General features: G+C 27.8%; 14 protein-coding genes. 8 read left to right on the plus strand and 6 right to left on the minus strand.

What is annotated here, in order from left to right:
- Positions 1 to 6 precede the first annotated feature (6 nt).
- Together KGF45_RS00200 and KGF45_RS00205 are read left to right on the plus strand one after the other, a co-directional pair.
- Complete coding sequence (locus KGF45_RS00200; protein WP_227841572.1) at positions 7 to 795, plus strand: putative ABC transporter permease; 789 nt, start codon at positions 7 to 9, stop codon at positions 793 to 795.
- Between the two features lie 294 nt (positions 796 to 1,089).
- On the plus strand, positions 1,090 to 2,409 hold the full coding sequence (locus tag KGF45_RS00205) for an aminotransferase class III-fold pyridoxal phosphate-dependent enzyme (protein ID WP_227841573.1): 1,320 nt from the start codon (positions 1,090 to 1,092) through the stop codon (positions 2,407 to 2,409).
- 72 nt (positions 2,410 to 2,481) lie between these two features.
- On the opposite strand, the gene KGF45_RS00210 is transcribed toward KGF45_RS00205, so the two are convergent.
- The 6 genes from KGF45_RS00210 to KGF45_RS00235 all read right to left on the minus strand — a co-directional run bounded on the left by KGF45_RS00210 (position 2,482) and on the right by KGF45_RS00235 (position 8,398).
- Complete coding sequence (locus tag KGF45_RS00210; protein ID WP_227840642.1) at positions 2,482 to 2,916, minus strand: hypothetical protein; 435 nt, start codon at positions 2,914 to 2,916, stop codon at positions 2,482 to 2,484.
- An 89-nt stretch (positions 2,917 to 3,005) separates the two neighbouring features.
- Positions 3,006 to 4,382: a [FeFe] hydrogenase H-cluster radical SAM maturase HydG gene (hydG, locus tag KGF45_RS00215; protein WP_227829521.1), complete on the minus strand. Its 1,377-nt coding sequence runs from the start codon at positions 4,380 to 4,382 to the stop codon at positions 3,006 to 3,008.
- Positions 4,383 to 5,468, minus strand: a complete 1,086-nt coding sequence (hydE, locus tag KGF45_RS00220) for a [FeFe] hydrogenase H-cluster radical SAM maturase HydE (protein WP_227829520.1) — start codon at positions 5,466 to 5,468, stop codon at positions 4,383 to 4,385.
- 35 nt (positions 5,469 to 5,503) lie between these two features.
- On the minus strand, positions 5,504 to 6,712 hold the full coding sequence (gene hydF / locus KGF45_RS00225) for a [FeFe] hydrogenase H-cluster maturation GTPase HydF (RefSeq protein ID WP_227841574.1): 1,209 nt from the start codon (positions 6,710 to 6,712) through the stop codon (positions 5,504 to 5,506).
- 14 nt (positions 6,713 to 6,726) lie between these two features.
- Complete coding sequence (locus KGF45_RS00230; protein ID WP_227434807.1) at positions 6,727 to 6,978, minus strand: TM1266 family iron-only hydrogenase system putative regulator; 252 nt, start codon at positions 6,976 to 6,978, stop codon at positions 6,727 to 6,729.
- Positions 6,979 to 7,357: 379 nt separating this feature from the next.
- Positions 7,358 to 8,398, minus strand: a complete 1,041-nt coding sequence (locus KGF45_RS00235; protein ID WP_227829518.1) for a M42 family metallopeptidase — start codon at positions 8,396 to 8,398, stop codon at positions 7,358 to 7,360.
- A 485-nt stretch (positions 8,399 to 8,883) separates the two neighbouring features.
- On the opposite strand from KGF45_RS00235, the gene KGF45_RS00240 reads away from it, so the two are divergent.
- From KGF45_RS00240 to KGF45_RS00265, 6 genes are all read left to right on the plus strand, one after another.
- A complete protein-coding gene (locus KGF45_RS00240; RefSeq protein WP_227829517.1) occupies positions 8,884 to 10,044 on the plus strand; it encodes a DUF819 domain-containing protein in 1,161 nt (386 codons plus the stop codon).
- A gap of 342 nt (positions 10,045 to 10,386) precedes the next feature.
- Positions 10,387 to 10,548, plus strand: a complete 162-nt coding sequence (locus KGF45_RS00245; RefSeq protein WP_227434804.1) for a hypothetical protein — start codon at positions 10,387 to 10,389, stop codon at positions 10,546 to 10,548.
- Between the two features lie 192 nt (positions 10,549 to 10,740).
- The gene (locus tag KGF45_RS00250; protein ID WP_227829516.1) at positions 10,741 to 11,370 is read left to right on the plus strand and encodes an endonuclease/exonuclease/phosphatase family protein; all 630 of its coding nucleotides are present in this window, start codon (positions 10,741 to 10,743) and stop codon (positions 11,368 to 11,370) included.
- 237 nt (positions 11,371 to 11,607) lie between these two features.
- Complete coding sequence (locus KGF45_RS00255; protein WP_227829515.1) at positions 11,608 to 12,867, plus strand: VanW family protein; 1,260 nt, start codon at positions 11,608 to 11,610, stop codon at positions 12,865 to 12,867.
- A gap of 183 nt (positions 12,868 to 13,050) precedes the next feature.
- The gene (locus tag KGF45_RS00260; RefSeq protein ID WP_227829565.1) at positions 13,051 to 14,028 is read left to right on the plus strand and encodes a protein kinase domain-containing protein; all 978 of its coding nucleotides are present in this window, start codon (positions 13,051 to 13,053) and stop codon (positions 14,026 to 14,028) included.
- Between the two features lie 251 nt (positions 14,029 to 14,279).
- Positions 14,280 to 15,347, plus strand: coding sequence for an RNA ligase RtcB family protein (locus tag KGF45_RS00265; protein ID WP_227841575.1), 1,068 nt, complete (start codon positions 14,280 to 14,282; stop codon positions 15,345 to 15,347).
- The last annotated feature ends 493 nt before the right edge of the window (positions 15,348 to 15,840 follow it).

A 15,840-nucleotide genomic window follows, 5' to 3' on the forward strand; every position in this document is an offset into this window, starting at 1 on the left:
TAAATTATGGAGATAATAAAATATATTTTGTATTTTTTTATATATTCATTTCTAGGATGGGTAGTAGAAAGTGCAGGATGTTCTATAGCAAGCAAAAGGATAATCAATAGAGGGTTTTTAAATGGTCCAATATGTCCTGTTTATGGTTTTGGAGCAGTACTTGTGATATCAATACTAGGAAGATTTGACAATATAATTATTTTATTTTTGATAGGAATGATTTTGACTACAATTCTAGAATATTTTACAGGATTTATTTTAGAAACATTATTTCATGCTAAATGGTGGGATTATTCTGACCAAAAATTTAATATAAAGGGAAGAGTCTGTTTAAAAAATGCAATATATTTTGGTATAATGTCTGTTGTAATAATAAAATTTATACATCCCTATATAGAATATATTGTAAGTACTATTCCGTATAATATATTAATTTCAATAGTGGTAATTACGACTTTATGGACAATTGTGGATTTAATTGTTACTATCATATCACTTAAAAAATTAGATATGAAGCTCAATTTATTAGATGAAATAATTACAGACCTAAATGATATAAATATGAAATTAGATAAGTTTGATAGAAGAGAGATACAAGCTTTATTTAAAACAATAAATAGTGAAGAATTAGAAGCTAGAGAAAAATTAAATAAAATAAACAGTAAATTAGACCGTATAGAATCTAATATTATCTTACAAAAAAGAATTATCAAGGCTTTTCCAGATATAAAACATAAAAAACAACAAGAACAATTACAATACTTTAAAGAAATCATCAATGATAATAAAAGATGATAATATGATTTAATTAAAAATAAACAGAAAAATAGTATTTATAAGATAATTTGCAAAGAACTCTATTATAATAGAATAGAGTTCTTTATTTTTTGGAGAAATAGAGTTGATTTGCTGAAAACAAAATATATTATCTCTGAATAACAAATATTTTGAAAATTATAAAAACATATATTGACAATTTGTGTCAAAAATACTAACATTAGTATATAAAGAATTTTATATAAAAATATCTTTACAAATTGCAATAATTCTAAAAATATAAATTTACTTAAAGAGGGGAATGATTTGCCAATGAGCGAGATAACTAGTCAAATGATAAGTACAGAAGAAAAAAAATATGTTGCTAAAACTCAAAAAATACCTTATTATCCAGTAGCATTTAAATCAGGTGAAGGTGCGATGTTATATGATTATGAAGGTAATGAGTATGTAGACTTTTTAGCAAGTGCAGGCTCTGCAAATGTAGGTCATGGAAATAAGGAAATCTCACAAGCAGTTAAAGAACAAATGGATGATATCACACAATATACACTTGCATATTTCCATAGTGATCCTCCTGTAAAATTAGCTGAAAAGCTTGTGGAAATAGCCCCTGGAGATAATGATAAGAAAGTATTATACAGCGCAACAGGCTCTGCTTGCATAGATGCTGCTATAAAATTAGCAAGAGGATATACTGGAAGAACAAAAATAATATCTATGTGTGAGTCATATCATGGAAGTACTTATGGAGCTATATCTATATCTGCATTAAGTACAAATATGAGAAGAAAAATGGGTCCATTATTACCAGAAGTTTATCACTTCCATTATCCAGATAAAAATAGAACTGCTAAAGAATGTTTAGATGAAATGGAATATGCTTTTGCACACTACTTACCAGTAGAAGAAGTAGCTGCAATATTTATAGAACCAATTGCAGGAGATGCAGGGATAATAGTGCCTCCAGTAGAATGGATTCAAGGATTAAGTAAAATATGTAAAGAAAATGGAATACTACTTATAAGTGATGAAATACAACAAGGTATGGGAAGAACAGGTAAATGGTTTGGTATAGAAAATTTTGGTATTGAAGCAGACCTTATAGTTCTTGGAAAATCTGTTGGTGGAGGATTACCTCTAGGAGCAGTTGTTGGAAGAACAGAAATAATGCAAAGTCTTGATGCACCAGCACATCTATTTACTTTAGCTGGAAATACAACAGTATGTGTAGCTGCTTTAAAATCTATAGAAATAATTGAAAGAGAAAACTTACTTCAAAAGAGTATAGAAATGGGAGATTATATTAAAGCAGGATTTGAAAAACTAAAAGAAAAATACGATATAATTGGAGAAATAAGAGGCTTAGGTTTATCTATAGGAGTTGATATAGTTAAAGGAAAAGGTTCTACTGAAAAATATCCAGATGCTACAGCTAAGATATGCTATAGATGTATACAAACTGGATTGATAATGATATTCTTAGGACAATCTACTTTAAGAGTACAACCACCTCTAGTAATAACTAAGGAGCAAGTAGATAAAGCAATGAGTATTATAGATTCTGCAATAGATGATTATTTAAATGGTAGAATTGGTGACGAAGTTTATGAAGTAACTCAAGGTTGGTAAAATAGATATTAAATAAAAAAGAGTTATCTCAATTTTAGAAAGTAATTTCTGAAATGAGATAACTCTTTTAAGTTACCCACAAGTAAGAAGATTAGTCGATTCATTAAAGGTTATGTTTTGGGTATTACTTTTGTGAGTATCAGAAACAGTATTACGAGAGTAGTTACCCTTACTCGAACTATCTGTCAATTTTGTTATAATCAAAATTGCTAAAAGAATAAAAATTACTGTGTATAAAGCAATAACATATGGTTTTCTTTTATATTTGTATTTGTTATTAAAAAAAGAATGTCCATAATTATCTCTATTGACCTTATGTTTGTTTATATTTGTATTCTTTTTTTTGTTATTTTTCTTTTTATCATCCTTTTTTCTATTTTTAGGGTAAGGAATGACTTTGTGTGTATCGTCAAGTTTGACATTTTTATTTTTTTGAATATTGTTTTCTAGGCTAGCTTTTTTTTCTCCAAATTGAATAGTTTTATTGGTATTGTTGTTATCTTTCAATGTTAATCTCCCTCCCTTAAACTTTCCCTTTAGATAATATTACTACTAACCTATAGAATATACAATAATAATATACAATGAATAAAATTTTATAAGTATAAATCTCTTTCCCCACGTTCTAAAGCAGTCATATTGTTAGATACAATGTTTCTTATGTCTTCTCTTTCTATCTTAGCTATTTCTTCAGTAATAAGTTTTTTACCCATAACTTTAAGTTCTTCATCACCATAATCAATTAAAAATTCATTTAATGTAGTAAGTGCATTTGGTGTGCAGACGTTGTGAATTTGACGACTCTTAGCTAAACTCATAAATCTATCCCCAGTTCTACCTTTTCGATAACAGGCTGTACAGTAACTAGGTATATATCCATCAGTGATTAGTTCCTTAAGTACTTCTACAGGACTTCTGTGGTCTCCAACCTCGAATTGATCTGTATTGTCACCATCCTCATATGCTTTATATCCACCAACACCTGTTAGAGAACCTGCACTAACTTGCGATACACCATATTTTAGTAATTCATTTCTCATTTCGGCAGTTTCTCTAGTAGACATTATAATTCCAGTAAAAGGAACTGCTAATCTAGTTATAGCTACAATTTTTTTAAACATATCATCAGAAACTAAATGAGGGAAGTTTTCTAAGTTCATACCTTCAGCTTTTTTTAATCTAGGAAAAGATATAGTGTGGAATCCTACACCAAATTTTTCTTCCAGATGTTCATTATGCATCATAAGGCCTAAAACTTCAAATTTAGGATCAGCTAGACCAAATAAAACTCCAGCACCAACATCATCAACTCCAGCTTCCATAGCTCTATCAAAAGCTGTTAAATGGTAGTAGTAGTCATTTTTTATAGATTGACCATGCATCTTTATAAATGTTGGTTTATGGTATGTTTCTTGGAATAGTATATAAGTTCCTATTCCTTTTTCTTTTAATAGTTTATATTCATCTACACTAGTAGCTGCTATGTTAACGTTTACCCTTCTTATATTTCCATTTTCATTATATGTTGAATAAATTGCATCTAAGCAGTCTAATATATAGTTTATATCACAATTTTTAGGGTCTTCACCAGCTTCTAAAGCAAGTCTTTTATGCCCCATTTTTTCCAGTATTTTAACTTCTTCTCTTACTTCGTCCATAGTAAGCTTTTTTCTTTTAAATTTATTACATGTATTGAAACCACAGTAAACACATTCATTTACACAGTAGTTTGATACATAGAGAGGGGCAAATAAAACCACTCTATTACCGTATATTTCATTTTTTATTTGCCCAGCTATACTAAACAATCTATCAAGTTGTTTTTTATCTTCTACTTCAAGAAGTGTAGCTATATCTTTATAGCTAAGTTTTTCTCTTCTATCAGCCTTATCAAGCACTTTCTCAATATCATCAGAAGTTGAATTTTTTGCATCCTCTAATAAAGAATTAATAAGTTCATGTTTTATGAACATTTACAAACGCCTCCATTCAATATTATCACCACGAGAGTAGTCAACTTTAAGTCCTAGCGACTTGATATTTTCCTCTAAACTCTGGTGATATTCACAAGCTTCTTGACCAGTAAATGCTTTGTTATCATAAAGAGAATATTGTTTTCTAAATTCTTGAGGAGAAAGGTTTGGCATAATTACATTACAACCAGCTAAAAGGCCTGCATTTCTACCACTAGGGTTTATAGATGCAAGAGCTGTTGTAGCAGGTAATAAGACTTTTGGAAGTAGAAGTCTTGTAATTGAAAGCATAAGTAATGTCTTTTCTAAATCACCATGTTTATAATCTTTAAAGATTGTATCATGATGTGGGATAAAAGGTCCTATACCAACCATATGAGGATTTAACTCTTTTAGGTATAATAAGTCACGAACAAGGTCCTCATTGCTTTGGAATGGTGACTCAACCATAAATCCAGCACCTACTTGATAACCAATTTCCTTGAGGTTTTTAAGGCATTCTTTTCTAGTTCTAAGTTCAATGTTTGGCGGATGTAATTTTTTGTAATGGCTGTCTGTAGCAGTTTCATGTCTTAAAAGATATCTGTCTGCACCACTTAAAAAGTATTTTTTATAGGAGTCATAGCTTTTTTCTCCTAATGATAATGTTATAGCGCAATCCTCATATTTATTTTTTATACTTGAAACAATCTCACATATCTTGTCATCAGTAAAATATGTGTCTTCACCACCTTGTAAAACAAAAGTTCTGTATCCTATCTTATAACCTATATCACAACATTCAAGTATTTCATCCGTTGAAAGTCGATATCTTGTAATATTTTTGTTAGAAGATTGTATACCACAGTAGTAACAATTGTTTTTGCAGTAGTTTGTAAGTTCTATAAGCCCTCTTAAGTAGACTCTATTTCCATAGTATTTATTTCTCATATCGCTAGCTTGCTTGTAAAGATAGTTTCTCAAATTTTGTTCAAAGTTATATTCTTCATTGTCGATATTCTCTATTAAGTATAGTAGTTCATCAAAGCTTAGTGAATTAATGCTGTAAAGTTTATCTATAAAGTATTTAATCTTATTTTTAGTCATATCTAAATATGTATTTATTAAATATAGTTAAATTTTTAGTAATTGAAAAGTTCAAGTGATCTTTCTAAAATACCTTTTGTATATGCTATTAAAATACCATAGTTTACGATAGGTACATTGAAAGATTTTGCCTTTTCTATTCTAGATAACATTCCAGCTCTATTCATCATACAAGCTCCACAATGAACTACAAGTGCATATTTAGTTATATCTTCAGTGAAGGATACTCCAGAACTAAATTCAAAAGTAATATTTTTACCAGTTTTCTTTCTAATCATATTAGGGATTTTAACTGTTCCAATATCATCAGTTTGTCTATGATGAGTACAACCTTCAGCCATCAAGACCTTGTCACCATCTTTTAAATTTTCTAAAGCATAGGCACCATCAATTAATTCTTTAAGGTCTCCTTTTTGTCTAGCGAACAATATAGAAAAAGATGTAAGAGGAATATCTTTTGGAGTATCTTTATCCACTTGTGGAAATACTTGAGAGTCAGTAATAACAAGCTTAGGTTTTTTACTTAAATTAGATAGAGTTTCTTTTAAGTTATCTTCTTTTGTAACTATAGAAATTGCTCCAGTATCCAAAATATCTCTTATAACTTGCTGTTGAGGAAGTATAAGCCTACCTTTTGGAGATGCCTTATCTATTGGAACGACTAAGACAACTAAATCATTTGGCTCAATTAAATCTGATACCAATTTAAACTCATTACTATCTTTAGGCAAAACCTTTATTATTTCATTTTTTAAATCTTCAATTCCAATTTTATCTGTTGATGAGACAGAAACAACTGGACATTTAACTTTATTTTTAGTTAAGCTTAAAATTTCAGATTGATTTTTAATTGTATCAATCTTGTTAAGTACTAAAATATGAGGTATATTTTTATCATTAAACTTTTCAATTAGTGATAAATCTTCTTTTGACACACCAATTTGGCAATCCACTACTAGTAAAGCTATGTCTGTCTTTTCTAAAATATCTAATGATTTGCTTATTCTAAGCTCACCAAGCTCACCAACATCGTCAAGACCAGCAGTATCTATAAGAACACAAGGTCCTATAGGAAGGATTTCCATTGGTCTAAATACTGGGTCTGTAGTAGTTCCAGCAATATCTGATACTATTGCAGCACTTTGATTTGTTATAGCGTTTATTACGCTAGATTTACCTGCATTTCTTTTGCCAAAGAGACCTATATGTACTCTTATTGATTGTGGAGTAGAATTTAGACTCATTTGTACTCACCACCTTAAATTTCTTTTTTTGATATACTAGTTTTTACAGATACATGAGGTATATTTCCCAATTTACCAGTCAAACTATTGATAATATCCATTTCGCCAACAACTGCTATACATACAATTGAGACACCCTCTTCTTCACAAGGAATTCCCATTCTACCTTTAATAATGCCTTTAAAAGTCGATACAACTTCATTAAATTTAAGCTGACATTCTTTTGGTTCTTCCAAAATAGCACTTATAACCGCAACCTTTTTCATAAATATCCTCCTAACTCAGAAAATATGTTTTTAAACAAATCCAAAATCAAAAAACTTTTCTTTTTAAAGAAAAGTTTCTACAAAAGAAAAGTTATTAATTACACAATTATAATGTGCTATATTAAACTATTTCCTTACAGATTAGATAACTCTTTTCTGGTAGGGTTAGCTTGTAAAATTTATTTTAACAACAATTAACTAAAGAAAATTTTTATACAATTTGTGTGAATCATATAAAAATTAACTAAAGAAAATTGAAGTTACTTATATAATAGTAGTAAATCGAAATTAAGTCTATAGAAAAACCAATTTTTGTATAAAAATAAAAATAAAAATTGGTTATTTACAAAGAAATGACTTTAATAAAATATATAGTTAATTATTTTTTTAGCATATAATTTATAAGAAGTTTTAGAGTATTTTCAATTGCTTCTATATGAGTTCTTTCGTAGTGGTGGCTATTATTTGTTCCAGGGCCAACACAAGCTATTTGAACATCTTCTCCCCAACGAATAGCCTCTGAAGCATCTGAACCATAAAAAGTAAATACATCAACAGCATAATCTAAATTATTATCTTCTGCAACATCTACAAGTTTATTTCTTAAATTAAAATCATATAGAGATAAGTTATCTTTTGCAACTATAGTCACACCATGTTCACTAGATGTTTGACTTGGCCCAGTAGGTGCTATGTCTATTGCTACAAATTCTCTAGTTTTTTCAGGTAAAGCTTTAGAGACACCATGTCCAATTTCCTCATAATTACTTATATAGAAGTTAGTAGTATGTTTAGGTGTTAAGTTGTTTTCCTTAAAGTATCTAGCTATTTCAAGAACCATTGCTACAGCTGCTTTGTTATCTATATATCTAGATTTTATAAAACCAGATTCTGTAGCTTCAAAACGATGGTCTAGACATACAAAATCTCCAACACTTATTCCTAAATCCAAAACATCCTGTTTATTAAATACTTTTTCATCAAGTCTAATAATCATTGTTTCTTCATTTCTTTCAGATGCAGCTTTTGTCTGTCCATATATATGAGTAGAAGCGTATTTAAACACAATACTTCCTCTGATTTTTTTACCTTTTCTAGTTATAACAGTACAATTTTCACCCTCTATAGCGGCCCAACAACCACCACCAACTTTATGGTATTTAAGAGTACCATCTGGTGATATTTCTTTTACCATAGCACCAAGTGTATCCATATGTGCAGATATTGTTATTTGATTTGAATCATCTTCACCAGGAAGAGTAGCTATAAGTGCACCTTTTTTTGTAAGAGTAGTATTAAGACCTAAAGTTTCAAAATCCTTTTTGCTTTCTAAAACTGCATTTTCAGTATATCCAGCTGGACTTGGTATATCAAGATACTTCTTCATTAAATTTATAGTATTAGTTAAATTTAAGTTCATATTATTTCCTCCTAAAAAATATATATTCATACAAATTATAACATAAATACGAATGTTCTGAAAACTGTATTTGAAAGAAAAATTTCTAAATCTATTAAAAAAAATAATATATAAGGTAAAATTAATTTATATTATATAGGTTTAAGTTAAAAATAGTTTTATTGTATAAATAATAAAAATAAATAAAAAACAAATAAACAAATAAAAACAAATAAATGAGATATTTAGTTTAATTCTCTTTACAAATAAAGATTTTAGTAATAAAATAATTGTTGAAAAAGATTTTAAATTCAGATTATTCGTTTTTAAAGTAATTAATCTGTAAACCTTTATTAATATATGTAAATAGTTGGTTATATATGTATTTAATTAGCTAAATATATATATAAAAGTTTATTTTAATTATTTGGATTATTCTGAGAAAAATTTTTATTAGGAATTATAAAAAATCTGAATCACTTAGGAAAAGAGAGGATGTGTATAATGTGATTGAAAACGGATTCGTATTTTGTAGTTTTTTAGTTGTATTTGTAGGTGGCATTTTTTACATGGTTGATAAATTAAAATGGAAGATATTTGATGTTATTAATCCAATGCTTTTAATTTATTTAGGGTCTGCTATACTTGCATCATTTGGTTTATTTGCACAAAATGAAGAAGTTGGTATATATCAGAATATAATAACAGTAAATTTTCTACCATTAATGTTAGTATTCTTATTAATTCAATGTGATTTAAGAAAAATATTAAAAATGGGACCTAAAATGTTATTATCATTTTTCTGCGCTACATTGACATTTATGCTTGGATTTATCATAGCTTTTATAATTTTTAAAGGTTCAATGGGTGCAGATTCGTGGAAAGTTCTTGGTGCAGCATCTGGGTCATGGATAGGTGGTTCATCAAATATGATTGCAGCAGCTAATGCTCTAGGTGTTGCAGAAGAAGGGCTTAGCTATGCAATACTTATGGGTTCTATAGGATATACAGTATGGATGTCTGTTTGTCTAATGTCTGTAAAATTTGGCCCTAAATTCAACAAATGGACAAAATGTGATACAAGTTTTATAGATGAGGTTACAGCAAAGCTTGAGAAAGAAAATAAAGATAATACAGCACCTACATTTGTGGAACTTATGACTTTATTGTCTGTTGGATTTGGAGTTGCAGCATTTGCACAGATTGTATCTAAGATACTTCCAACTTCAGGTATACTTAATGAGACTATGTGGGTAGTGCTTGTTGCATCTACAGTATCAATACTGTTAGGTATGACTAAGATATCAAAACTTAAAGGAAGTACATTAGTGGGAAATGTATTTATGTACTTGCTTCTTGCAGCAACAGGAAGTAAAGCAAATTTCTTTGGACTATCAGAGGCTCCTGTTTACATAATGTTTGGATTAGTAGTAGTTCTTGTACATGCTATTTCATTTATAGGACTTGCAAAACTATTTAAATTAGACTTATTTACTTGTGAGGTAGGAAGTATAGCTAATATAGGTGGTGTAACTACAGCACCAATGATTGCTGGGGTTCATAATCCGGTATTAATTCCAGTAGGTGTACTTATGGGGCTTTTAGGAAATGTTATAGGAACTTATTGTGCTCTTATAGTGACTCAAATATTACATATGTTAGCTTAATGAAACTATAGTATAAAGCTAAATAATTCATATCAGAAAAGTTATTTCAATTTAAGTGTACACTTTTATCGAAATAACTTTTTTTATTTGACAAAATAAGTTATTTCAAAAAGCTATTTTGACATATTTAGTGAATAATATTGTAAAATTTACCAATAGTGATATATATTTAATTTTTATATTGAATCGAACGTTTGTATGATGTATAATAAGCATATAGAACGAATGTTTGCAGAACGGATGTTTTTTGAAATTATTTTAATAATTTATGAATATATATAACAATACATAAATATATTTAAATATAAAGATAAAAAGAATTTAAAGGAGTGTTGATAACTTATGATAATTCCATCAAGAAAAATACAAGATATAACATTAACAAATTTAAAAAATGGTGAAGTGACTTTAATTGAATTAGATGAAATATATAAAAAGATGGGATTTTTATTTGTTGTAAGTGAAGGCAAATTGAAAAAAATAAAAAAGGAGAATCATCATTAAAAATGCATAAAATTATAAATACTATAAAATTTTGTAAAACCTAACTTATGTAGAATATAAATACTTAAGTTAGGTTTTTTGTGATAAAATCTGTGATTACTTGACTTTTAGAAAGCAGTACAGTGTTTTATAGACTAAAAAATAAATGAGTTTAAATCTCAAGGGCATAATACTGCATAAGAGGTGATATTAATGAAAATAGTAACCTACAATATTCATAAAGGTATGGATTCAAATAATAAATTGACATTACCTAAAATGGGAATGTATTTAAAACAATTAAATTGTGATGTGGTTTGTTTGCAGGAAGTACTATACCCTCAATTTTTAGCTTTAAAGGCTGTTTTAAATATGGATGGTGTATTTGCCACAAATGTAAAAAAGGTAAATATGATATATGGAATTTGTACATTTACAAAATTAAAAATATTAAACAATAATCATTTTTTTTTAACTAGTAAAAAAGAACAGCGAGGAGCACTTTGTATAACTGTAGATGATTATGGAGGAATTATAAATATTATAAACACACACTTAGGTTTAGATAGAGAAGAGAGGACAAAGCAACTAGATGAAATAATAGACTACAGAAATAGATTAGTAGGGGCTGTTGTTTTATGTGGTGATTTCAATGAAAAAAATATCTCTTTAGATATGTTTAATGATATGGCTGTTTGTTTAAATAAATCTCACTTAGCAACCTTTGAAAAGTCAAATTCTAGGATAGATTATATTTTTGCTGATAGAAAAACTAAACTAAAAGGATATATAGTAGAAAAGATTTATTTATCAGACCATTATCCAGTAATAGGATATATTTAATTTTTAATGTAGATTAATCAATATTCGTAAATAAGGGGTAAATTTTTTATTAAGGTATAATTAAAAAGTGTCAAAAAGAAATCTAATTATAAGACATAAATTTACAATAAAGTTACATTTGCTTAAATGCCTTGTTTAAAAAAAGCTATTCAAATATAATCTAAAGTAGTTTTGAAAGGGAAACTTTAATAAGCAAAATTAAGATAAATTAAGTTAGTGTTAAAATGAGGTGAATTTATGAGCAGAAGTACAACAAGGGTTTCAAAATTAGGAAAAGAAAAAAAACGAACTTTCATAATAGTATTAGCAGTTTTAGCTGTAGCAATAGGTGTGTCTACTTATTTTTTTAACAACAAATTTCTATATAATGGGAAAATAGCTAAAAATGTATATATAGAAGATATAAATGTATCTGATATGACCAAAGAAGAAGCATTAAAAGCTATAACAGATAAGTATACTCCAGAAGACCTGAATCTTACTTATGATGGAAAAGATTATAAAATATCTCCAAATGATATTGATTTAAAATATAACACAGAAGAAGTTGTAAAAAATGCTTATGAGAGTACAAAAAAAGGTTCTTACTTTCAAAACTTAAAGAAGTATATCGATATAAGAATAAATAAGCTAGCCCTAAAAATAGAATCTGGATATGATGAGGCAAAACTTAGTGCTCAAGTATCTTCAGTAGCTGATAGTATCAATGTTAAAATGAAAAATGCTTCAATTAGTGTTGGAAGTGGTGGATTAAATTACACAGAGTCTGTTGTAGGTAGAGAATTTGACTTGGCATCAAATAAAGAATCTATATACAACATGATAAAAAATAAAGAGTACAAGTCTTTAGAACTAAAAGTAAATCTTCAAAAACCAGATATAACAACAGAACAAGTAAAATCTGTGAATTCTGTTATAGGCCAATATTCAACAACATATTCTCAATCTGTATCAGGTAGAGCATATAATGTGGCATTGTCAGCAAGAAAAACTAGTGATGTTTTACTAATGCCAGGTGAAGAATTTTCATATAATAAACTTACAGGGCCTAGCAATAAAGCTAATGGTTACAAAGATGCACCAGTTATAGTTTATGGGAAATTAGAGCAATCAGCAGGTGGAGGTGTTTGTCAAACATCTTCAACAGTTTATAATGCAGCTCTCCTTTCAGGTATGGAAATAACACAAGTTACAAATCACTCATCTGCATCTACTTATGTGCCAAGAGGTAGAGATGCTACAGTAAGTGATGGAGGATTAAATTTAAAATTTAAAAATCCATATAACCATCCCGTATATATTAAAAATTATGCAGGTGGAGGAAGTGTATCATCTATAGTATATGGCAATTCTGGTGACAAACCAAATATATCTATAGAAGTAAAAAACACTGGAAAAGATAAATATTCTACATATAGAGTGTATAAAGACTCAAGTGGGAAAGTCATAAAAAGAGAACATATATCAAATAGTTCTTATAAAGAATTGAAAAAATAGATTATTTTTTAGATTAATATTGAATTGATACAAAAAACAAGAGAGTTGAGAACTCTCTTGTTTTTTGTATAAGAGTAGACTTATTAATTGTCGTTTTGATATTAGAATCATTAATATATAGAAAATATTCCTATATATTGGTATAATTATAAATAGATTTAGTTATATAAAATGTATGAGGAGGTGACAGGGTTGAATTTTATAGGCAATAGGTATGAGGTAGTAAATTCTGATGACGTTTTAGAAATTAACAAAATCTATAAGGCTAGGGATGTTTTTTACAGAAAAAATGTGTTGATAAAAGTTATAAAACACAATAACTATATTTGTGAAGATTTTGTATCAAATTTAATTGATGAAAGTACTGCTTTAGATGAAATAAACTCTCCTTATATACTAAAAATAATTGATGTTGGGATTCATTGTACAGAAGAAACAACATTGTATTATATTGTAAGCGAAGACTTTGATGGTATTGGCCTAGATGAATTAATTCTAGGTAATTATCTTCATCTAGAAGCAATTATAAATATAATGATACAAGTTTTAAAGGCTTTAGAAATGATACATAGAAATTATTCATATCATGGCAGTTTAAAATCAAGTAGTATAATGGTGAATACAGAATATAATATTAAAATTTGTGATTTTGGAATTACAAGAGCAAATAATGGGGTTAATACAAGAAGCTATGGAAATAGAAAGTATTTATGCCCACATCAACTATGTATAAACTATACTGATAGAGAGAGTGATTTTTTCGCAACAGGTCTTATTTTGTTTGAGTCTATATTTAAGAAATTACCTTTTGGAGAAGCAAATTCAGAAGAAAAGATGTTACAATTGATTGATAAAGGACTAGACTGGAATAGTATAAGAGCAATTAATGGAAATATAGAACTTATAAATGTTATAAAAAGGCTGCTTGGTAGAAATAATAAGTATACTAGAGCTAATGATATTATTGTTGACCTTAGCAAGGTAATGTATGAAAAAGCATATATAGAGGTTGAAGATAAAGTAGAAGAAGAACCAAAAAAAATTGTTCAGGTCAAAAAAGAAGATAAAAGTAAAGTGAGAAGAAAATTACATAAAAAAATTGTTGTTGCTGGTTTAGCAATAGTTATGATTTCAATGATTATTATAGGTTCTATAATATAAAAATTATATATTGTACATTTTAAAATAAATGTCTATAAATAATATACATATAGATTAAAATTTTAGTATTGTTTTAATTATGAGAGGAAGTGGTTATTATGTTAGCAAAAAATGATGAGGTATTAAACGTTTAAGAGTATTTTAACAAATAGCCACCTGCTTTTGTAGTTTAAAAATAAAAAAGCTGTGGCTAAAAGTCACAGCTTTTTGCTACTTTTTAAAGGCAGGAGTATATTAAAAAGGAGCAAAGTATGAGTGAAATAAAAGTAATAGCAAATAACAAGTGTTGGATTGAAGATATAGCAAAGAGACAACTTGAAGATATTTCAAAATTAAATGGAATTTTAAGAATAGTAGGATTGCCTGATTTACATGCAGGTAAAATACCTGTGGGTCTAGCAGTTGAAACTGAAGGTATTATCTATCCACATATAATTGGAAATGATATAGGTTGTGGAATGACTTTATTTAAAACTGGAATCTCCAAAAAGAAATTTAAAAAAGATAGATGGATTAAACGTCTTTCTGAAATTAAAGATTTATCTGATATAAAAATAATGAATCCACATGAAGAGGAATGTCCAATATCAAATTTGGGAACTATTGGAAGTGGAAATCATTTTATAGAATTTCAATGTGTAAATGAAATTCACAATAAAGAAAAATTTGAGCAATTAAGATTTTCATCTGATGACATAATGATGTTAGTTCATTGTGGGTCAAGAAATTATGGAGAAACTATACTTAAAAAGTTCTACAACAAAAATGGTATTGAAGTTGGAAGTGAAAAAGAAAGAGATTATATGATAAATCATGATAAAGCTTTAATCTGGTCAGAGCGCAATCGTGAAATTGTTAGCAAAAAAATTATGCAATCAATAGGTATATCTGGAAATATTGAAAAAATATTATCTATAAATCATAATTTTATAGAAAAAAGAGAAGATAAATTCATACATAGAAAAGGTGCTGTTTCAAGTGAAAGAGGAGCTGTAATTATACCTGGTTCAAGAGGAAGTCTATCATATATAGTTATGCCTACTGAAAATACAGAACAGTCTTTATATTCTCTATCACATGGAGCTGGTAGAAAATGGTCTCGTTCAATTTGTAAATCTCGTCTTAAAAACAAGTATAATAAAGACACTATAAAACAAACTAAATTTAAAAGCTATATTCTATGTAATGATATAAATTTATTATTTCAAGAAGCTCCAGAAGCATATAAAAATATAGAACAAATTATTGAAAGTTTGATAGAATATAAACTTATTCAAGTAGTGGCAACTATGAAACCACTAATTACTTATAAAGGGTAATTTTAAAAATTAAAAATATATTAAATTAAAAATAGCTGATTTTGTTAAAGCATATAAGAATGTTTTGATACTATCAGCTGTTTTTTATATTTTTTTAGGTATGATAATTTAAAGAGATGAACTCTATGATGTGTAATCTTTATAAAATTAGACTCTATAAGAAATTATGGATATAAATGAAAGAATAAGCATTATTTTTGTTTTAATAGTGAGCATTATAGGGTTTTTTATTATGTTAAAAGATAAATAAATTTATTTATATTGACACTAGGATATAATTTATGAAATAATGTTAAAGTGACTAAAATAGTTAATTGAAAATAGAAAAGGAGCAGTGTTTTATGAAAAAAAATACTAACATTAGTGAGTCCGGGGTTAGACTTCTTAATAAATAAGGAGTTTAATGCATAATAATTCCTTATTTATTAAGTCGATTACAAATAATTATTATAAAAGTAAGTGGAATAGTTATTTAAAATTCATGACTTATAAA

It is taken from the genome of Clostridioides sp. ZZV14-6154 (assembly GCF_020657785.1).
Taxonomy (GTDB): Bacteria; Bacillota; Clostridia; order Peptostreptococcales; family Peptostreptococcaceae; genus Clostridioides.

Coding starts and splice junctions, on each gene's coding strand:
- KGF45_RS00200 (WP_227841572.1), top strand. CDS start 7: ATGGAGATAATAAAATATATTTTGTATTTTTTTATATATTCATTTCTA.
- KGF45_RS00205 (WP_227841573.1), top strand. CDS start 1,090: ATGAGCGAGATAACTAGTCAAATGATAAGTACAGAAGAAAAAAAATAT.
- hydG (WP_227829521.1), bottom strand. CDS start 4,382: ATGTTCATAAAACATGAACTTATTAATTCTTTATTAGAGGATGCAAAA.
- hydE (WP_227829520.1), bottom strand. CDS start 5,468: ATGACTAAAAATAAGATTAAATACTTTATAGATAAACTTTACAGCATT.
- hydF (WP_227841574.1), bottom strand. CDS start 6,712: ATGAGTCTAAATTCTACTCCACAATCAATAAGAGTACATATAGGTCTC.
- KGF45_RS00230 (WP_227434807.1), bottom strand. CDS start 6,978: ATGAAAAAGGTTGCGGTTATAAGTGCTATTTTGGAAGAACCAAAAGAA.
- KGF45_RS00235 (WP_227829518.1), bottom strand. CDS start 8,398: ATGAACTTAAATTTAACTAATACTATAAATTTAATGAAGAAGTATCTT.
- KGF45_RS00245 (WP_227434804.1), top strand. CDS start 10,387: ATGATAATTCCATCAAGAAAAATACAAGATATAACATTAACAAATTTA.
- KGF45_RS00250 (WP_227829516.1), top strand. CDS start 10,741: ATGAAAATAGTAACCTACAATATTCATAAAGGTATGGATTCAAATAAT.
- KGF45_RS00255 (WP_227829515.1), top strand. CDS start 11,608: ATGAGCAGAAGTACAACAAGGGTTTCAAAATTAGGAAAAGAAAAAAAA.
- KGF45_RS00265 (WP_227841575.1), top strand. CDS start 14,280: ATGAGTGAAATAAAAGTAATAGCAAATAACAAGTGTTGGATTGAAGAT.